Origin of the sequence: Gemmobacter fulvus, assembly GCF_018798885.1 — a bacterium.
Lineage (GTDB): Bacteria > Pseudomonadota > Alphaproteobacteria > Rhodobacterales > Rhodobacteraceae > Gemmobacter > Gemmobacter fulvus.
The window spans coordinates 105,472-123,568 of record NZ_CP076362.1 but is presented as its reverse complement, the minus strand read 5'-3'; the positions used below and the strand labels follow the sequence as shown (position 1 = coordinate 123,568).

16 protein-coding genes are annotated in these 18,097 nt (G+C 66.5%); 12 read left to right on the top strand and 4 right to left on the bottom strand.

Annotated features, from left to right (window positions below; genetic code table 11):
• Positions 1 to 23: 23 nt before the first annotated feature.
• Together KM031_RS16950 and KM031_RS16945 are read right to left on the bottom strand one after the other, a co-directional pair.
• Positions 24 to 1,376, bottom strand: a complete 1,353-nt coding sequence (locus KM031_RS16950) for an aminotransferase class III-fold pyridoxal phosphate-dependent enzyme (protein ID WP_215505325.1) — start codon at positions 1,374 to 1,376, stop codon at positions 24 to 26.
• Entirely contained in the window at positions 1,373 to 2,185 is an 813-nt protein-coding gene (locus KM031_RS16945; protein ID WP_215505326.1) for an IclR family transcriptional regulator, read from the bottom strand. Before KM031_RS16945 ends, KM031_RS16950 begins: the two co-directional genes overlap by 4 nt.
• A 173-nt stretch (positions 2,186 to 2,358) precedes the next feature.
• On the opposite strand from KM031_RS16945, the gene KM031_RS16940 reads away from it, so the two are divergent.
• From KM031_RS16940 to KM031_RS16930, 3 genes are all read left to right on the top strand, one after another.
• Positions 2,359 to 3,792 carry an APC family permease gene (locus KM031_RS16940; RefSeq protein WP_215505327.1) on the top strand — a complete coding sequence of 478 codons (1,434 nt, stop codon included), beginning with the start codon at positions 2,359 to 2,361 and terminating at the stop codon, positions 3,790 to 3,792.
• A gap of 51 nt (positions 3,793 to 3,843) precedes the next feature.
• The gene (locus KM031_RS16935; RefSeq protein ID WP_215505328.1) at positions 3,844 to 5,334 is read left to right on the top strand and encodes an aldehyde dehydrogenase family protein; all 1,491 of its coding nucleotides are present in this window, start codon (positions 3,844 to 3,846) and stop codon (positions 5,332 to 5,334) included.
• A gap of 96 nt (positions 5,335 to 5,430) precedes the next feature.
• A complete protein-coding gene (locus KM031_RS16930; protein ID WP_215505329.1) occupies positions 5,431 to 6,663 on the top strand; it encodes a Tm-1-like ATP-binding domain-containing protein in 1,233 nt (410 codons plus the stop codon).
• 7 nt (positions 6,664 to 6,670) lie between these two features.
• On the opposite strand, the gene KM031_RS16925 is transcribed toward KM031_RS16930, so the two are convergent.
• The gene (locus KM031_RS16925) at positions 6,671 to 7,666 is read right to left on the bottom strand and encodes a helix-turn-helix domain-containing protein (protein ID WP_215505330.1); all 996 of its coding nucleotides are present in this window, start codon (positions 7,664 to 7,666) and stop codon (positions 6,671 to 6,673) included.
• 164 nt (positions 7,667 to 7,830) lie between these two features.
• On the opposite strand from KM031_RS16925, the gene KM031_RS16920 reads away from it, so the two are divergent.
• The 7 genes from KM031_RS16920 to KM031_RS16890 are packed head-to-tail and all read left to right on the top strand — an operon-like array spanning position 7,831 to position 15,497.
• The gene (locus tag KM031_RS16920; protein ID WP_246567073.1) at positions 7,831 to 9,237 is read left to right on the top strand and encodes an aldehyde dehydrogenase family protein; all 1,407 of its coding nucleotides are present in this window, start codon (positions 7,831 to 7,833) and stop codon (positions 9,235 to 9,237) included.
• A gap of 10 nt (positions 9,238 to 9,247) precedes the next feature.
• Positions 9,248 to 10,849, top strand: coding sequence for a GMC family oxidoreductase (locus KM031_RS16915; RefSeq protein ID WP_215505331.1), 1,602 nt, complete (start codon positions 9,248 to 9,250; stop codon positions 10,847 to 10,849).
• A 39-nt stretch (positions 10,850 to 10,888) separates the two neighbouring features.
• Positions 10,889 to 12,139 carry an ABC transporter substrate-binding protein gene (locus tag KM031_RS16910; protein WP_215505332.1) on the top strand — a complete coding sequence of 417 codons (1,251 nt, stop codon included), beginning with the start codon at positions 10,889 to 10,891 and terminating at the stop codon, positions 12,137 to 12,139.
• Positions 12,140 to 12,187: 48 nt separating this feature from the next.
• Entirely contained in the window at positions 12,188 to 13,141 is a 954-nt protein-coding gene (locus KM031_RS16905; protein WP_215505333.1) for a branched-chain amino acid ABC transporter permease, read from the top strand.
• On the top strand, positions 13,141 to 14,106 hold the full coding sequence (locus tag KM031_RS16900; RefSeq protein ID WP_215505334.1) for a branched-chain amino acid ABC transporter permease: 966 nt from the start codon (positions 13,141 to 13,143) through the stop codon (positions 14,104 to 14,106). Before KM031_RS16905 ends, KM031_RS16900 begins: the two co-directional genes overlap by 1 nt.
• The gene (locus KM031_RS16895) at positions 14,093 to 14,806 is read left to right on the top strand and encodes an ABC transporter ATP-binding protein (protein ID WP_215505335.1); all 714 of its coding nucleotides are present in this window, start codon (positions 14,093 to 14,095) and stop codon (positions 14,804 to 14,806) included. Before KM031_RS16900 ends, KM031_RS16895 begins: the two co-directional genes overlap by 14 nt.
• A complete protein-coding gene (locus KM031_RS16890) occupies positions 14,799 to 15,497 on the top strand; it encodes an ABC transporter ATP-binding protein (protein WP_215505336.1) in 699 nt (232 codons plus the stop codon). Before KM031_RS16895 ends, KM031_RS16890 begins: the two co-directional genes overlap by 8 nt.
• 76 nt (positions 15,498 to 15,573) lie before the next feature.
• Here KM031_RS16890 and hpaR read toward each other — a convergent pair whose 3' ends face one another.
• Positions 15,574 to 16,035, bottom strand: a complete 462-nt coding sequence (gene hpaR / locus KM031_RS16885; RefSeq protein WP_215505337.1) for a homoprotocatechuate degradation operon regulator HpaR — start codon at positions 16,033 to 16,035, stop codon at positions 15,574 to 15,576.
• Positions 16,036 to 16,137: 102 nt separating this feature from the next.
• Here hpaR and KM031_RS16880 point away from each other — a divergent pair, with 102 nt between their 5' ends.
• Complete coding sequence (locus KM031_RS16880) at positions 16,138 to 16,530, top strand: 5-carboxymethyl-2-hydroxymuconate Delta-isomerase (RefSeq protein ID WP_215505338.1); 393 nt, start codon at positions 16,138 to 16,140, stop codon at positions 16,528 to 16,530.
• Positions 16,527 to 18,044 (top strand): 5-carboxymethyl-2-hydroxymuconate semialdehyde dehydrogenase, encoded by a 1,518-nt coding sequence (hpaE, locus tag KM031_RS16875; protein WP_215505339.1) that lies wholly within the window; start codon positions 16,527 to 16,529, stop codon positions 18,042 to 18,044. The genes KM031_RS16880 and hpaE overlap by 4 nt, the downstream gene beginning before the upstream one ends.
• Positions 18,045 to 18,097 lie beyond the last annotated feature (53 nt).

Below are 18,097 nucleotides of genomic sequence, written 5' to 3'. Positions count from 1 at the left end.
GCCCAGAAATGCCACAAACTCGCTCACAGCGCAGCAAAGCCCGCATCGAGCGCCGAGAGGATCACCGTGGCATCCTCGGCGGTCAGCACCAGCGGCGGCGACAGGATGACATTGGGGCCAGAGACCCGCACCATCGCGCCCTGCTGATAGGCCACCGCCTGCACCTGCCCCGGCTGTGCCTTGGGCGGGGCGGATTTGCTGGCCCGGTCGCCCACCAGCTCGACCGCCAGCATCAGGCCCTTGCCGCCACGCACATCCCCGATCACGTCATGCTTGTCTTTCAGCCGCATCAGCCCGTCGAACAGCTGCGCGCCGCGCGCGGTGGCATTATCGATCACGTTCAGGCGCTTGGTTTCGGCCAGACAGGCCAGCGCCGCCGCCGCGCCCACCGGATGCCCGGAATAGGTATACCCATGCCCAATCGCCGCGCGGCCGCTTTCGTCCGTCTCGAACACCTGCGCCACGCTTTCGGCAATCATCACCGCGCCGAACGGGAAATACCCATTGGTGATCGCCTTGGCGGTGCACATGAAGTCGGGCTGCACCCCCCAGAGACGGCTGCCGCTCCACGCCCCGGTGCGGCCAAAGGCGGTGATCACCTCATCCGCGATCAGCAGGATGCCGTTCTTGCGGCAAAGCGCCGCCACCCCCGGCATGAAGGACGGATGCGGCACAATCACGCCGCCCGCGCCCAGAACCGGCTCCATGATGAAGGCGGCAATGGTGCCCGCGCCCTGAAACGCGATCTCGTCCTCCAGCGCCTGCAGGCACAGCTGCGCCAGCCTTTCCGGGTCAGATTCGTTGAACGGGTTGCGATAGGTATAGGGGGCGGGAATGTGAAAACAGCCCGGCAACAACGGCTCGTATTGCGTGCGGAAATTGGCATTGCCATTGACCGAAGCGCCACCAATATGCGTGCCGTGATAGCCCTTCTTCAGGCTGAGGAATTTGGTGCGCCCGGCCTCGCCGCGGATCTTGTGATATTGCCGCGCCAGCCGCAGCGCCGTTTCCACCGAATCCGACCCGCCCGAGGTGAAGAACGCCCGCGTCAGCCCATCGGGTTCGAAAAAGGCGCGCAGCTCTTCGGCCAGTTCGATCACGCAGTCGTTCGAGGTGCCGCGAAAGATCGAATAATAGGGCAGTCGGTCCAGCTGCGCGGCAATCGCGTCCTTCACCGGCTGGCAGGAATAGCCAAGGTTCACATTCCACAGCCCGCCGACGCCATCGACCACCTCATGCCCGTCGACATCGCGGATGCGGGTGCCAGACGCGCCGGTGATGATGGTGGGCGGGTTGTTCAGACTGTCCGACGGCGCCGTCATCGGGTGCCACAGGCTGCGCGCGTTATTGGCCTTCAGATAGTTTTCGTCCTTCATTCCTGCACCTTTTGTCCTGTTGGGTCTGTTCTGCCGCGCCACAGCGCCGCGAGGTCCGGCGGGATCTGCCCGCCCCAGAGCGCCATGACCTGCACCGCCGCCGCAATCAGCTGCCGGGGGATCTGGTCACGCGCCACGTCTGTCATGCGCAGCGCCGGCGCGGCCACGGCCATCGCACCCTGCACAATGCCCTGCGCATCAAACAGCGGCACGGCAAAGCTGTTCACATCCGCCTCGAAGGTGGCGGCGGTCTGGGCCAATCCGTCGCGGCGCGTGGCCGCCAGCCGGTCACGCACCGCCTCGGGCGTGGCCGGAGTGGCCGTGGTGCGCGCGGGCAAGGGGGCGGCCAGGATTCGCGCGACCTCTGCCTCACCCATCCAGGCCAGCGTCGCAAAGCCCGAGGACGTGGCATGGAAGGGCAGCACATCGGCATCTTCCATCATCACCCGCATCCCGTGCGACGAGCTGTAAGCAAAGGCCAGCGTCACCAGCTGCCCGGCCACCAGATGCGACATATGCGCGGTCTCGCCCGTCGCCACCGCCAGCGCTTGCAGCACCGGCAGGGCCGCTTCACGCGTCGGCACACTGGCCTCGCGCAGCGCCGCCAGCCGCAGCACAGCCGGGCCGATTCGGTATTCCTTGGTCGTCGGCAGCTGTTCCGCGATGCCATGCTCCACCAGTTCCGACATCAGCCGAAAGCAGGTCGCCTTGTTGGCCCCCGACAGCCGCGCCAGATCAGACAGGCCGATACTGGGCCGCTGACGCGTAAAAAACTCAAGCAAAGCAAGTGCTTTCGATGTCGTGCCCATGGATCCCGTTCCCCCGGCGAAAAGCTTCGATTCCGGTTCATGTATTTTTGTTGACAGAAGGAGGCCCCTCCTGTCAATCTAAATTCGAACCATCGGTTCATATAATAAACCAACACGACAGGGGAACGCAATGACCAATCTGGCACCAACCGGCACAACCCGAGGCGCGCACCATGGCTGAGGGCACCCAAACCAACCAGCTCAGACCCAATACCCTTGGCGCGGCTGCGATCACCTTTCTGGTCGTCTCGGCCGCCGCACCGCTGACCGCCGTGGCGGGCGGCGTGCCGCTGGCGATGCTCTTGGGCAATGGCGTGGGCGTGGCGGGCGGCTTTGCCATCGTCTCGGTCATGCTGCTGCTGTTCGCGGTGGGCTATGTCGCCATGTCGCGCCATGTGCGCAATGCCGGGGCGTTTTATGCCTTTGCCGCACAGGGCCTCGGCGGCCATTTCGGCGGTGCGGCAGCACTGGTCGCGATCCTGTCCTACAACTGCATGCAGATCGGCATCCTCGGCCTGCTGGGCGCGGCCTCCTCGGCAACCTTCGCCACCCTCGGCCTCGATCTGCCCTGGTGGGTCTGGTCCTATATCGCCATCGCCGCCACGGCAGTGCTGGGCTACCGGCAGGTCGATCTGTCGGCCAGGATTCTTGTGGTTCTGGTGGCGCTGGAATATCTGATCGTGCTGATCATCGACGGCGCGATCCTGTTTTCCGGGGGTGACAGTGGCTTGTCGATGGCCCCGTTTGAACCCTCGCAGGTGTTTTCGGGCGTGCCCTCGATCGGCATCCTGTTCTGCTTTGCCGCCTTCATCGGCTTCGAGGCAACAACGATCTATTCCGAAGAAGCGCGCGACCCGCAGCGTTCGATCCCCAAGGCCACCTATGGCTCGGTGCTGCTGATCGGTGTGTTCTACATGATCACCGCCTGGCTGATGGCGAATGGCGCGGGCGTCGACAAGCTGCTGCCGACGCTGCAAGGCCTGAGCGACCCGACCACCTTCCTGTTCGATCTGGCGGCGCGCTATGTCGGCGGGCCGGTGCCGACGATCATGGGCTTCCTGTTCATCTCGTCGCTGTTTGCCGCCGTTCTGGCCTTTCACAATGGCGTTGCGCGCTACAAATACGTCGCCGGGCGCGAGGGCCTGCTGCCGGATCGCGTGGGCCGTACCCATGCCGATTTCCAAAGCCCGCATGTCGGCTCGGTAATCCAGACCCTGATCGCCATTCTGGTCATCGGCCTCTTCGCTGCCAAGGGCATGGATCCGGTGCTGCAACTCTTCACCTGGCTGACACAGCTTGGCACCCTGGGTATTCTGGGCCTGATGGGCGTGGTCTCCTTCGCGGTGATCGGCTTTTTCGTCCGGAAAGGCGCGCAGGGCGAATCCGTGATGGCCACCAAGGTGCTGCCGCTGATCTCGGGCCTTGCCATGCTGCTGCTGTTCGGGGTGATCTTTGTTCAGTTCGGCGCGCTGACCGGGGCCGAAGGCTGGCTCGGCGTGGCGCTGCCTTCGCTGGTGCCGCTGGCCGGGCTGATCGGGCTGGCGCTCGCCTGGAACCTCAAGACCCGCGATTCCATCCGCTTCGGCAAACTCGGCCAGCACCGCTAAGGCCTCGGGGCGGGCCACCCGGCCCGCCCGCATTTCCTCAGGACGCATGACATGGCACGCCCGACGCAATCCGACATCACCGCCCTCGCCACTCGCCCGATCCCCGAGGCGCGCCTGCTGATCAATGGCCAATGGGTCGCCGGGCAGGACACGCCGACTCCGGTGCTCTCCCCGATCGACGGCAGCACCCTGACCCACCTCGCCAGCGCCAGCGCCGAGGATGTCACCCGCGCCACCGCCAGCGCCCGCGCCGCCTTTGACGATGGCCGCTGGTCCGGGCTCGCCCCCGCCGCGCGCAAGGCGGTGCTGCACCGGCTGGCCGATCTGATCGACGCCCATGCGCTCGACCTCGCCGTGCTGGGCGTGCGCGACAATGGCACCGAGATTTCCATGGCGCTGAAGGCCGAACCCGGCAGCGCCGCCGCCACCTTCCGCTATTACGCCGAGGCGCTGGACAAGGTCTATGGCGAGATCGCCCCCACCGCCGACACGGTGCTGGGCCTGATCCACCGCGCGCCGGTCGGCGTGGTCGCGGCCATCGTGCCGTGGAACTTCCCGCTGATGATCGGCGCGTGGAAGATCGCGCCCGCCCTTGCCATGGGCAATTCGGTGGTGCTGAAACCCGCCGAAACCGCCTCGCTGTCGCTGCTGCGGCTGGCCGAACTGGCGCTGGAGGCAGGCGTGCCCCCGGGCGTGTTCAACGTGGTGACAGGGCCGGGCCGCGTGACGGGCGAGGCGCTGGCCCTGTCGCATGACGTGGATGTGCTGGTGTTCACCGGCTCGGGCGCCACCGGGCGGCGGCTTTTGCAATATTCCGCCCAGTCCAACCTGAAACGCGTTTATCTCGAACTCGGCGGCAAATCCCCCAACATAATCTTCGCCGATGCCCCCGATCTGGCACTGGCCGCAAAAACCGCCGCCACCGCCATCTTCCGCAACGCGGGCCAGGTCTGCGTCGCCGGATCGCGCCTGCTGGTCGAGGCCAGCATCCATGATGAGGTTGTAGCCGAGGTCGCCCGCGCGGCCAAAGCCATGACCCTCGGCAATCCGCTCGATCTGGCAACCCAGATCGGCGCGATCAATTCCCCCGCGCAGTTGCAGGGCAACCTCGGTTTCATCGCCGAGGCGATCCGCGACGGCGGCACCATCGTCACCGGCGGCGCACAGACCCGGCAAGACAGCGGCGGCTGGTATATGCAGCCCACCATCGTCACCGGCGTCGCCCCGCATCACCGGCTGTTCCGGCAAGAGGTGTTCGGCCCGGTGCTCGCCGTCACCCCCTTCACCACCGAGGCCGAGGCGCTGCACCTCGCCAATGCCACCGAATTCGGCCTCGCCGCCGGCGTCTGGACCGGCGCGCTGTCGCGCGCGCATCGCATGGTGCACGGCCTGCGCGCCGGGGTGGTGCATGTGAACACCTATGGCGGCGCCGATGGCACCGTGCCGCTCGGCGGCGTCAAGCAATCCGGCAATGGCCATGACAAATCGCTGCACGCGCTCGACAAATACACCGATCTGAAAACCGCCTGGATCCAGCTCTGATCCCTTCATCTTGGCCAAAATATCCCACGGGGGTCCGGGGGCGTGAAGCCCCCGGTCACGGCCCGCCAGAGGCACCCCCGCCAACAGGAGATCCGCATGGGCAACCGCATCCTTGTCGCAGGCACCTGGGACACCAAGACAGACGAACTCGGGTATATCCGCGATGTGATCCGCGCCCAGGGCGGCGAGGTGCTGGCGATGGATGTCTCGGTGCTGGGCGATCCGGGGCAGCCGGTCGACATCGACAAACACGCCGTGGCCGCCGCCGCAGGCTCCTCCATTGCGGCGGCCATCGCGGCGCAGGATGAAAACACCGCGATGCAGATCATGGCCCTCGGCGCGGCGCGGCTGGCCGCGGGGCTCCATGCCGAAGGGCGGATTGACGGGCTGATCGTGCTGGGCGGCACCATGGGCACCGATCTCGCGCTCGATCTCTGTGCCGCCCTGCCACTGGGCGTGCCGAAATATGTCGTCTCCACCGTCAGCTTTTCACCGATGCTGCCACCCGAACGCCTGCCCGCCGATATTCAGATGATCCTCTGGGCCGGCGGGCTCTATGGGCTGAACTCGATCTGCAAGGCGGCGCTGTCACAGGCGGCAGGGGCGGTGCTGGGCGCGGCCCGCGCGGCAGAGCCGCCCCGCCGCGACCGGCCGCTGATCGGCATGACCAGCTTTGGCAAGACGGTGCTGCGGTATATGGTGCCGCTGAAACCGGCGCTGGAGGCGCGGGGCTTCGAGGTGGCGGTTTTTCACGCCACCGGCATGGGCGGGCGCGCCTTCGAGGCGCTGGCCGCCGAAGGTGCCTTTGCCGCCGTGATGGATTTCGCGCCGCAAGAGGTGGGCAACCACCTGTTCGGCTCGGCGATCAGCGCAGGCCCGGATCGTCTGACCGCCGCCGGGCGGCGCGGCATCCCGCAGATCGTGTCGATCGGCTGTCATGATCTGGTGGATCTGGTCGGCTGGCACCCGCGCCCCGCCCGCTTTGCCGACAGCACCTTCCACGCCCATAACCGCATCCTTTCGTCCGTCGTGCTGCGCCCCGACGAACGCCGCGCGGTGGCCCGCAGTCTGGCCGAACGGCTGGCGCAGGCACGCGGCCCGGTGACGCTGCTGTTGCCGCAGCAGGGCGCGCATGAATGGGACAGGCCCGGCGGGCCGCTGCGCGATCCGGCAGCGCTGGCCGAGTTTCTGGCCGAACTGCGCCAGGCCTGCCCGCCGCAGGTGGTGCTGCGCGATCTGGACTGCCACATCAATGATCCGGGCTTTGCCGATGCGGCGCTGGCCGTGGTGGATGGCTGGATCACCGACGGCACGCTGCCGCGCCCGTAGCGCGCGCTTACTGCACGGGAAAATCGGCCTCATCCTCGGTGGTGTCTTCTGTGGTCAGCCCCAGCGCATAGCCTTTGGGGCTGGTGCCAAAGGCCTTGCGGAAACAGCGCTGGAAATAGCTGAGATCCGAAAACCCCGCCTCATAGGCGATGGAGGAAATCAGATCGGCGCGGCGCCCGGCGCGGCGGTCATCAAGGCCACGCCGCGCATGTTCGATCCGCCGCACCAGCAGATATTTGGTGGGGGTGGTGCCGATGGCGGCAAAGCCGCGCTGCAACTGGCGCAGCGACATGCCCAGATCCTCGGCAATATCGGCAATCGTCAGATCGGGATTGCGGTAATGCGCGTCGATATAGGCCTGCCCCTGTGCCAGCGCCCGCGCGCCGCCAATATCGCTGTCGATGCCCGCAAAGCCTTCGTGGCCCGTGCGTTCGTGCAGCATTGCACCGATCAGCCCGAACATCGCCTCGCGCAGATAACCCTGGGTCGCGGCATTGTCGGGGGCGGAAAACACCTTGCCCAGCACGGCGCAAAGCGCGGTATTGGTCGGATCATGGCGCGGCAGGCTGATGCCCCCCCGGATCAAATCATAGCCGAAACGCGCGTGCATTTCGGCGCGCGGCAGATGCAGCGACAGCTGCCGGGTGTAATGGCCGAAAAAGGTGAATTCCGACGGGCAGGCGCTGTCGATCAGCACCATGTCGCCCGGGTGCAGCAGGCAGGCGACATCGTTCTGGTTCATCAGCGCGCGCCCCTCTTCCTGAAGGATCAGAAAGTAATTCTCGCCATTGTCCTTGCGGATCTGGCGCGACGACCGGAACACCTGTTGCACATCGGCAGCGACATGCGCGCATTCGATGCCGGCCCGTTCCTCCAGATGCACCCCGCCGCGCATCCGCCCGCGCGCATCGGCGGCGCGCAGGTCGAACTGGCCACAGATCCGGTGAAGATCGGCGTGAAATTGGTCGACCGGAAGTTCGGATGCACGGATTCGCGTCAGCATGTGAAGATCATGCGACAGCGCGCGGCCTTGCTGCAAATGCAAAATTGAACAGGTTAAGTATATCGCCTCCTGTCGCCCGAGTCCGTCTTTGCCGTCGCGCCAGTCCAAGAATTGCGCGGCATTGTGCCGCAGCCTGAGCGCAGGGAATTTCGAGGGAGGATGCCATGCTGGATTTCAGCATGACGATCGGCGGCCGTCAGGTCGCCGGGCGCGATGTTTTTGCCGTTCACAATCCGGCCAGCGGCGCGGTGGTGGGCCATGCCCCCAATGCGACACTGGCCGATCTGGATGCGGCGGTGGCGGCGGCGCGGGCTGCCTTTCCGGGCTGGGCCGCCCTGCCCGATGACCAGCGCGCCGCCGCCTGTGCCGCGCTGGCGGGCAAGCTGGGCGAGCATGCCGAGGAGATTGCCCGCCTGATCACGCTGGAACAGGGCAAACCGCTGGGCGCGCTCGGCTCCCGGTTCGAAATGGGCGGTGCGCAGGCCTGGGCCGGGCATACCGCCAGCCTGTCCTTGCCGATGGCGGTGATCCAGGATGACAGTGCCGGGCGGATCGAGCTGCATCACAAACCCATCGGCGTCGTCGGCTCGATCACGCCGTGGAACTGGCCGGTGATGATTGCCATCTGGCACATCCTGCCCGCGCTCAGGGCCGGAAACTGCGTGGTGATCAAACCCTCGCCTTATACGCCACTGTCCACCCTGCGCACGGTGGCGATCCTGAACACCCTGCTGCCGCCCGGCGTGCTGAATGTGGTGACCAGCGATGACCGGCTGGCCAATATCGGTGCGGCGATGGCCACCCATGAGGGGATCGGCAAGATCGTGTTCACCGGCTCCTGCGCCACCGGCACGCGGGTGATGCAGGGGGCCGCGCCCACGATGAAACGCCTGACGCTGGAGCTGGGCGGCAATGATGCGGGCATCGTCCTGCCCGATTGTGACCCGGCGGCGATTGCCGAAGGCCTGTTCTGGGGCGCTTTCATCAACAATGGCCAGACCTGTGCCGCGATGAAACGGCTATATGTGCATGACAGCCTGCATGATGCGGTCTGTGATGCGCTGGTGGCCTATGCCCGCACGGTGCCGATGGGCGATGGCATCGTGGAGGGCATGGCGCTTGGCCCGATCAACAACCGGATGCAGTTCGACAAGGTGGCGCGGCTGGTGGCCGATGCCGCGCGCGACGGCACTGTCTTGCTGGGTGGCGCGCCCGATGACGGGCTGTTCTTTCCGGTGACACTGGTGGCCGATCTGCCCGCCGATGCGCCGCTGATCGTCGAAGAACAGTTCGGTCCGGCCTTGCCGATCATCCGCTACCACGATGTCGAAGAGGCGGTGGCGGCCGCGAATGACAGCGACAACGGGCTGGGCGGGTCGGTCTGGTCACGCGATGCCGACCGCGCCCGCGACATCGCGCTGCGGCTCGACTGCGGGTCGGTCTGGGTGAACCGGCATGGCGCGATCCAGCCCAATGCGCCGTTTGGCGGTGTGAAACGCTCTGGCTTCGGGCGCGAATTCGGCGAGCAGGGTCTGGCCGAAATGACCGAATTGCAAACCGTGTTCTGCTGAGGAGCCGCCCATGAACGATTTTGATTTCATCGTCGTCGGCGGTGGTTCGTCCGGCTGTGTGATGGCGGCGCGGCTGTCGGAAAATCCGGCACATCGGGTTCTGCTGATCGAAAGCGGACGGCGTGACAGCCACCCCTGGATCCATATCCCGTCCACCTTCTTCAAGGTGATCGAAAAGGGCCGCGACATCGTGGCCTATGTCGGAGAAAAGGATCCCAATGTGAACAACCGCGACAGCGTGGTCATTCAGGGCCATGTCATCGGCGGCGGCTCATCGGTGAATGCCATGCTTTATGTGCGTGGCCATGCCAATGACTATAACCATTGGGCGCAGCTCGGGAACCGGGGCTGGAGTTATGACGATGTGCTGCCGGTGTTTCGGGATCTGGAAGACAACATGGTCCATTCCGATGCCTTCCACGGCACCGGCGGCGAATTGCATGTGTCAGAGGCGCGGTTCAAGCACCCGCTCAGCCGCGCCTTCATCCGCGCGGCGCAAGAGGCGGGCCTGCCCTATAACCCCGATTTCAACGGCGCGCAGCAGGACGGCGTGGGCTTCTATCAATCCACCACCCATGACGGGCGGCGCTGGTCGGCGGCGCAGGCCTTTCTGCGCAAGGCCGAAGGGCGCGGCAACCTGACGATCCGCACGCAGACCCGCGTGGCGCGCGTGCTGTTCGAGGGCCGGGCCGCCACAGGGGTGCAGCTGGAGGATGGCACGCGGATTCTGGCCCGGCGCGAAGTGGTGCTTTGTGCAGGAGCGATCGAGACACCGCGCCTGTTGCAGCTGTCGGGCGTGGGGCCGGGCGCGCATCTGCAAGCGCATGGCATCGCGGTCGTGGCCGATCTGCCCGGCGTGGGCGAGAATTATCAGGACCATCTGGAAAGCACGGTGCAGGGCGAAACCCATGATCCGATCAGCTTTCTGGGTGAGGACAAGGGGCTGCGCGCCGCACGGCATTTCCTGCAATACCTGACCAGCCGCAGCGGGTTGATGACCTCGAATGTGGTGGAATCGGGCGGCTTTGCCGATGTGTCGGGCAAGGGGCAGCCGGATGTGCAGTTCCACGTCATCCCCTTCATGGTCGGCTGGGCCGACCGCGCCCCGATCCAGAAACACGGCATCGCCATCGGCCCCTGCTTCCTGCGGCCCAAATCGCGCGGCACGGTGCGGCTGCGCTCGGCCAATCCGCGCGACCGGGCGCTGTTCGATGCCGCCAGTTTCCGCGACAGCGACGATCTGGAGGTGCTGGTGCGCGGCGTGCAACTGGCGATCCGCATCCTGGAGGCCCCGGCGCTGGCAAAGCTGATCAAACGCCGCGCCCTGCCCGAACCGGGCGTCGAGAACGACCCCGAAGCGCTGCGCCACTATGTGCGCCAGACCGCCAAGACCGTGTTCCACCCCTGCGGCACCGCCAAGATGGGCCCGGACGGCGATCCGCTGGCCGTGGTGGATGGCACCTTGCGGGTGCGGGGCGTGACCGGGCTGCGTGTGGCCGATGCCAGCATCATGCCGACGCTGATTTCCGGCAATACCAATGCGCCGACCATGATGATTGCCGAACGCGCCGCGCGGTTCATCACCGCGCAGCACAAGGTGGCGGCGGCCTGAACCGCGCCCCGCAAACGTCTCGATCTGGGAGGAGAGACCATGACGAACCCTATCCTGCTTGCCGCAGGCACGATCACGCTGGCCCTGATCGGCAGCACAGCCCTGGCCGCGCCCGTCTGTGGCGCGGGCACCGGACAGCCCGCAACCGGCGTGCCGGTCAAGGTGGGCGGCATCCATGGCAATGCCGCGCCGGGGGATTTTTCGTCCTCCACCACCGCCGCCCGCGCCTATTTCGATTGTGTGAATGCCAATGGCGGCCTCAACGGGCGGCCCATTGCCTATCTGGTGGAAAACGACCAGTGGAACCCCGAACTGGCGGCACAGGCGGCCTCGAAACTGCTGACCGATGACAAGGTGGTGGCCATGGTCGGCAACGGGTCGTTCGTCGAAATGGCGGTGAATGCGCCGACCTACAAGGCCGAGGGCATCATGGCGATGGCGGCGGGCTGTGCCGTCTCGGAATGTTTTGAATCCCCGAACATCGTGTCGACCAATCAGGGGCCGCTGCCCTCGACCATCGGGGCGGCGCAATACATGGTCGAGGAAAAGGCGGCACAGCACGCCGTCTGCATCGGCCTGACCATTCCGAATGTCGGCAACTGGTCTTGCGGCGCGATGGAGGAATATATGGCCTCAAAGGGCCTGACCGGATCGTCGGTGCTGCTGAACCCGGCCAGCCCGGATGTGAATTCGGGCCTGCTGGAGGCGGTGGCGACCGGGGCCGATACCATGGTGGTGAACCTGCCTGCGGGCCTCGCCATCGCCTTTCTGAAGGCGGCAGAGGAACAGGGCCTCGGCGATGCCTATCAATGGGCCTCGTCCACCCCGCTTTATGACCGCACGGTGCCGGCGGCACTGGGGCCCTATTGGGACGGCAAGATGTTCATCAATGCCGAACTGACGCCATGGGACAAGGGCGGGCCGGATGCGACCAACTGGCTGGCGGTGATGGATGCCCATGCGCCCGCAGGGGCACCGCGCGACACCTTCAGCCAGTCGGGCTATCTGGCGGCGCGGTATTTCGTGGAAACCGCGCTGAAGCTGGATCCGGCGCAGCTGGATGACCGCGCGGCGGTGACGGCGGCCATCACCGCGATCAATGGCTATACCTCCGATCTGACCTGCGGCCCCTATTACGTCGGCACCGCCGACCGACACATGCCGAACCATGCGGGCACCATGGTCGTGGTCAAGGGCGACGGGTTCGAGACGGTGCGCGACTGTTATGAATATGACAGCCCCTATTTCGCGCCGATCCTGGAACAGGAAGCCGCGCTCGGCCTGCGCTGACCCATGCCGGGTGCCCCGTGGGGGCACCCCTTTCGGAAAGGATGGTATATGCGGGATCTCCTGCAATCGCTGGCCCTATGGGGTGCGGCCTGTCTGGGGCTGGCCGTCTGGCTGGGCTGGGGCAAACCCGTGCCGGTGGTCGGCATGTTCGTGGTGTCGGGGCTGGCCGTCGGCTCGCTTTATGCGCTGGGGGGCATCGGGCTGGTGCTGCTCTATCGCGCAACCGGCGTGCTGAACCTTGCGGCGGGCGCCATCGGCATGGCGGGCGTGATGCTGGCCTGGCAACTGGTGCAATGGGGCCTGCCCGCGCCGCTGGCCTGGGCTCTGGGGCTGGGCCTGTCGGTCGCGCTGGCGGTCGGCTATGGCCGGGGCATCGCGCCACGCATGGAATGGCGCGAGCCGGTGGTCAAGGCGGTGGCCAGCCTTGGCTTTGCGCTGGTGCTGCTGGGAGCGGCGTCGTTCCTGTGGTCCGACGATCCACGCAAGTTCGAACTGCCGACCGACAAGACGGCGGTGATGATCCTGGGGCTGCGCGTCACGCTGACCCGGCTGCTGGTGATCGGCTTCGCCATTCTGGCGGTGGTTCTGATCACCTTGGGGCTGAACCGCACGCGGATCGGTTTGCAGATGCGGGCGCTGGCGGGCAACCGCCGCCTGTCCGCGCTGATCGGCGTGCAGGTCGCGCGGGTGGAGACGGTGGCCTGGGCGCTTTCGGGGCTGCTGTTCGGTTTTACCGGGCTGATGTTCGGCGATCTGGTGCGGCTGGAGCCTGCGGTGATCACCTTCCTTGTCATCCCCTGCATTGCCGCCGCCATCGCCGGGCGGATGCAGTCGCTGCCCGATGTGCTGCTGGGCGGGCTGGCCATGGGTGTGATCGAAAGCCTGCTGACGCTGTCCGACCTGTTCAAGACCATTCGCCCGGTCGCGCCCTTTGTCATTGCCGTGCTGGTGCTGGTGGCGATGAACCGGGGCCGCCGCCTGACCTTTGCCGGAGAGGACTGATGCGCCCATCCCAAATCACCGCCCTGAGTACTGCCGCGCTGATCCTTGGCCTGCTGCCCGCACTGGCAGGCGGGCAATGGGTGAAGATCTTCACCTCCACCACCTGTTTCGCGCTGGCCGCCATGGGCGCGGGGTTCATGTATGCCCGGCTGGGCATGGTCAGCCTTGCGCAGGTGGCGCTGATGGGCGTGGGCGGCTGGGTGACGCTGCGGCTCAACCACGCCACCGCCCTGCCGTTCGAGATCAATCTGGCGCTTGGCGGCATGGCGGCCTCGGCGCTTGGCGTGGCGCTGGCGCTGCCCGCGCTCCGGATGCGAGGGCTGTATCTGGCACTGGTCACGCTGATGGTGGCGGGCGGGTTCGAGGTGGTGTTCACCGCCTTTCAGTTTCCCAATGGCGGCCCCGGCTTCTGGGGCGTCGGCACCTCGTTTTCCGCACCGATGCGGCGGCCCGTACTGGCGACCGGCGATCCCGCCTTTCTGCGTTATGCGCTGGTCGTCACCGCGCTTGGCTTTCTGCTGATCGAGGCGCATCGCCGCACCGCGCCGGGCCGGGCCTGGGCGCTGATCCGGCGGTCCGAGGCGGCGGCACTGGCCTCGGGTGTCAATGTCACACTCTACAAAACCTGGGCCTTTGGCCTGTCGGGGCTGCTGGCGGGGCTGGGCGGCGGCTTGCTGGCGGCAAGCCTGGGTCTGCTGGATGCCTCGACCTTCCGCGCCAGCGAAAGCGTGCTGCTGTTCGCGCTGGTGATCGTGGGGGGCGCGCGGTTCTGGTATGGCGCAATCCTGACCGCCATCCTGTATCGCGTGGCCCCCGGCCTGCTGAACAGTTGGGGCGTGGATGCTGATCTGGCGCTGGTGTTCTTTGGCGCCGCCCTGCTGCACGCCGTCATCACCGCCCCCGACGGGATCGGCGGCCAGATTGCGGCCCTGTTGTCACGGGAGGCACGGCATGATCGCGCTTGACGCCCTGACGCTGCGCTTTGGCGGGCTTGTGGCGCTGGACGCCATCTCGGCGCGCTTTACCGCCCCGGTTTCGGGCATCATCGGCCCGAATGGCGCGGGCAAGACCACCACGATGAACGTGATGTCGGGTTTTCTGACCCCGGCGTCGGGCCGGGTGCTGGTGGATGGCACCGACCTGCTGGCCCTGCCGCCACATCGCCGCACCCGCTGGGGCCTGCGCCGCAGCTTTCAGCGCGAACAGATCGCGGATGATCTGACCGTGTGGGAGAATATCTTGGCCATGACCGACAATCTGCCGCTGTCACGCAGCGCGCGGCGGGCCGAGGCTGCAGAGGCGATGGAGGTTGCGGGCATCACCGCGCTGCGCGCCACGCCGGGGGCCGCGCTGAACAGCTTTGAACGACGGCTGACCGATCTGGCGCGCTGTCTGGCCGGGCGGCCCCGGGTGATCCTGCTGGACGAACCCGCAGGCGGGCTGACCCCGGACGAAACCGCCCGTCTGGGCGATCTGATCCTGCGGCTGCCGCAGATCTGCGGCGCGCAGGTGCTGGTGATCGACCATGATGTCGATCTGATCACCCGGATCTGCGCCGACACGCTGGTGCTGGATTTTGGCCGCCGCATTGCCTTTGGCCCGACCCGCGCCGTGCTGGACGATCCGGCGGTGAAGGCCGCTTATCTGGGGGTGGACCATGCTTGAACTGACCGGCCTGAAGGTAACGCGCGAGGGCAAGACGGTGGTGGATGGCGTCAGCCTGACCGTCGCCCCCGGCAAGGTGACGGCGCTGCTGGGGGCCAATGGTGCCGGTAAATCGGAACTGGTGCTGGGGGTGGCGGGGCTGCTGCCCGTGACCGGCGGGCGGGTGCGGGCCGACGGGCAGGATCTGACCGCCGCCCGCCCCGACCGGATCCGCGCCACAGGCATCGCCGCTGTGCCCGAAGGCCATCAGGTGCTGACCGCGCTGACGGTCGAGGAAAACCTGCGCGTCGCGGCGGCCTTGCTGCCCGCCCGCGCGGTTGACGGCGTGATGGCCGAGGTCTGGGCGATCTTCCCCGAACTGGCCGAGCGCAAGCGGCAGATGGCGGGCACCATGTCGGGCGGGCAGCAACAGATGCTGGCCATCGGTCACGCGCTGATGTGCCGCCCGCGTTATCTGCTGATCGACGAGATGTCGCTGGGCCTTGCGCCGCTGATCGTCAAACGCCTGACCCGGGTGGTTGCAGATCTGGCCGCGCGTGGCATCGGCATCCTGCTGGTCGAGCAATTCGTGGAAGTGGCACTACAACTGGCCGCGCATGTCGTGGTGCTGCGCAAGGGCACAGTGCGCCTGTCCGTGCATCCCGATATGGTGCGCGCCGACCGCCAGCGCCTGTCAGACGCCTATTTGTGACGCGGAGGGAAGGCTAGCGGGGCCGAATCATCCGGTCTGAACAGGGCGCAGAGGCTTTGACCCCAGCGCCGTCCGGTCAGGGCTGACGCCGCTGCCGCAGGTCCAGCGCCTGCAGATCCTGCAACAGGTCCAGCAGTTGCTCCAGCCGCTCGGCCCCGAACTCCGCCTCGATCTGCGCGAAAATCGCGGCACTTTCCGCCGCATGGGCGCGCACCAGCGCCTCGCCCGCTTCGGTGATGGCGATGATGGTCTTGCGCCGGTCCTCGGGCGGGGTGTGGCGGGCAATCAGGCCCTCCTCTTCCATCGGGCGGACCATGCGCGTCAGGCTGGACAGCAAGAGGCACGCCTCTGCCGCCACAAGGCTCAGATCTTGCGGGCCTTTTTCCTGCAACACCCGCAGCACCCGCCATTTCTGTTCGTTCACGCCTGAGGTGGCCAGCATTTCCCGGATCGGCCCCATCACCGCTTCGCGTGCGCGCAGCAGGGCAATGGGCAGCGACCGGCGGGTCTGGCGAAGGGGGCGGGCGGGTTCGGTCATGCAAGGGTTATCGCGGCTTTCGCCGAAAGGCTCAACCCCGGCCGAAAATTAGTTGACAGAGCAAGTATTATATTTAACAAAGCAAGTATCAGGGAGGATCGGATGCCACATATCCAGATCGACTATTCGCCAAATCTCGAACCCCGGCTGGATGTGGCGGGGCTGTGCCGCGCGCTGCGCGATGCCGCCGTGGCCACCGGGGTTCTGCCGCTCGCGGGCCTGCGCCTCCGGGGCACCGCCTGCACCCATGTGGTGATCGCGGATGGCAATCCCGATCACGCCTTCCTCGATATCTCGCTGCGTCTGCGCGCGGGCCGCAGCCCCGAGGCGAAGGCGCTGGCCACCGCGCAGATCTTTGCCGCCGCCGAGGCCTTCTGTGCCGACCTGCTCGCCACCTCATCCTTTATGCTGTCGTTCGAGCTGCGCGAGATCGACCCCGCCCTTTCGCCGAAAACCTCGTCCATCCGCCGCTACCTGCCGGGAGAGACCCAATGACCGCCTCTGCGACCGCCCTCGCCACCCATCTGGCCACACTGGACCGCCACCTTGCGCGCTTTCGCGACAACGGCATCCTGAACCTGATCGCGGGGCAGGATGTGGCCGGGGCTGAATGGTTCGAAACCCGCTCGCCGGTGGATGAAAGCCTGATCGCGAAGGTGGCGCTGGGTGATGCCGCCACCATCGACGCCGCCGCAAAAGCCGCGAAAGACGCCTTTCCGGCCTGGGCGGCGATGGAGGGGGCCAAACGCAAGGCAATCCTGCACCGCATCGCCGATCTGATCGAAGAGCGCGCCGAAGAAATCGCGCTGTGCGAATGCTGGGATACCGGGCAGGCCTGGCGCTTCATGTCCAAGGCGGCGCTGCGCGGTGCCGAGAATTTCCGCTTTTTTGCCGATCTGGCACCTTCGGCGCGCGACGGGCAGGCGCTGCCAACCAAGGACCACATGAATGTCACCTCGCGCAAGCCGATCGGGCCGGTAGGGGTGATCACGCCGTGGAACACGCCGTTCATGCTCTCCACCTGGAAAATCGCGCCGGCGCTTGCGGCGGGTTGCACCGTGGTCCACAAACCCGCCGAGTTCAGCCCGCTGACAGCCCGGCTCCTGTCGGAAATCTGCCGCGACGCAGGCCTACCCGACGGGGTGCTGAACCTAGTGAACGGCATGGGCGAAGGCGCGGGCCGCGCGCTGACCGAACATCCCGACATCAAGGCCATCGCCTTTGTCGGTGAAAGCCGCACCGGCAGCATGATCATGCGGCAGGGATCGGAGACCCTGAAGCGGGTGCATTTTGAACTGGGCGGCAAGAACCCCTGCATCGTGTTTGCGGATGCCGATCTGGACCGCGCGCTGGATGCCGCCATCTTCATGATCTATTCGCTGAACGGCGAGCGCTGCACCTCGTCCTCGCGCCTGCTGGTGCAGGACAGCATTGCCGATACTTTCCACGCCAAGCTGATCGACCGGGTGAACAGCCTCAAGGTCGGGCATCCGCTTGATCCCGCCACCGAAATCGGCCCGCTGATCCACCAGACCCATTTCGACAAGGTGGCGGGTTATGTGGAGATCGGCAAACAGGATGGCGCCACGCTGGCGGTGGGCGGCACCCGGCAGGGCGATGCGGGCTGGTTCATCCGCCCCACCCTGTTCACCGATGCCACGCCCGAGATGCGCATCGCGCAGGAAGAGGTGTTCGGCCCCTTCCTCACCTCCATCCGCTTTGCCGACGAGGCCGAGGCGCTGAAGATCGCCAATGGCGTGGCCTACGGGCTGACCGGCTATGTCTGGACCAATGACCTGACCCGCGCGCTGCGCATCAGCGACGGGCTGGAGGCCGGCATGGTCTGGGTCAACAGCGAAAACGTGCGCCATCTGCCCACGCCCTTTGGCGGGGTGAAGGCCAGCGGCATTGGCCGCGACGGCGGCGACTGGTCATTCGAATTCTACATGGAAACCAAGAACACCGCCTTCGCGCTTGGCGCGCACACGATCCCCCGGCTGGGCGCCTGAGCGCCCCCTAGCCCAGTCCGCCCCCGGACCTGATTTCCCCGTTAGCTGAGGAA

Coding starts and splice junctions, on each gene's coding strand:
- KM031_RS16950 (WP_215505325.1), bottom strand. CDS start 1,376: ATGAAGGACGAAAACTATCTGAAGGCCAATAACGCGCGCAGCCTGTGG.
- KM031_RS16945 (WP_215505326.1), bottom strand. CDS start 2,185: ATGGGCACGACATCGAAAGCACTTGCTTTGCTTGAGTTTTTTACGCGT.
- KM031_RS16940 (WP_215505327.1), top strand. CDS start 2,359: ATGGCTGAGGGCACCCAAACCAACCAGCTCAGACCCAATACCCTTGGC.
- KM031_RS16935 (WP_215505328.1), top strand. CDS start 3,844: ATGGCACGCCCGACGCAATCCGACATCACCGCCCTCGCCACTCGCCCG.
- KM031_RS16930 (WP_215505329.1), top strand. CDS start 5,431: ATGGGCAACCGCATCCTTGTCGCAGGCACCTGGGACACCAAGACAGAC.
- KM031_RS16925 (WP_215505330.1), bottom strand. CDS start 7,666: ATGCTGACGCGAATCCGTGCATCCGAACTTCCGGTCGACCAATTTCAC.
- KM031_RS16920 (WP_246567073.1), top strand. CDS start 7,831: ATGCTGGATTTCAGCATGACGATCGGCGGCCGTCAGGTCGCCGGGCGC.
- KM031_RS16915 (WP_215505331.1), top strand. CDS start 9,248: ATGAACGATTTTGATTTCATCGTCGTCGGCGGTGGTTCGTCCGGCTGT.
- KM031_RS16910 (WP_215505332.1), top strand. CDS start 10,889: ATGACGAACCCTATCCTGCTTGCCGCAGGCACGATCACGCTGGCCCTG.
- KM031_RS16905 (WP_215505333.1), top strand. CDS start 12,188: ATGCGGGATCTCCTGCAATCGCTGGCCCTATGGGGTGCGGCCTGTCTG.
- KM031_RS16900 (WP_215505334.1), top strand. CDS start 13,141: ATGCGCCCATCCCAAATCACCGCCCTGAGTACTGCCGCGCTGATCCTT.
- KM031_RS16895 (WP_215505335.1), top strand. CDS start 14,093: ATGATCGCGCTTGACGCCCTGACGCTGCGCTTTGGCGGGCTTGTGGCG.
- KM031_RS16890 (WP_215505336.1), top strand. CDS start 14,799: ATGCTTGAACTGACCGGCCTGAAGGTAACGCGCGAGGGCAAGACGGTG.
- hpaR (WP_215505337.1), bottom strand. CDS start 16,035: ATGACCGAACCCGCCCGCCCCCTTCGCCAGACCCGCCGGTCGCTGCCC.
- KM031_RS16880 (WP_215505338.1), top strand. CDS start 16,138: ATGCCACATATCCAGATCGACTATTCGCCAAATCTCGAACCCCGGCTG.
- hpaE (WP_215505339.1), top strand. CDS start 16,527: ATGACCGCCTCTGCGACCGCCCTCGCCACCCATCTGGCCACACTGGAC.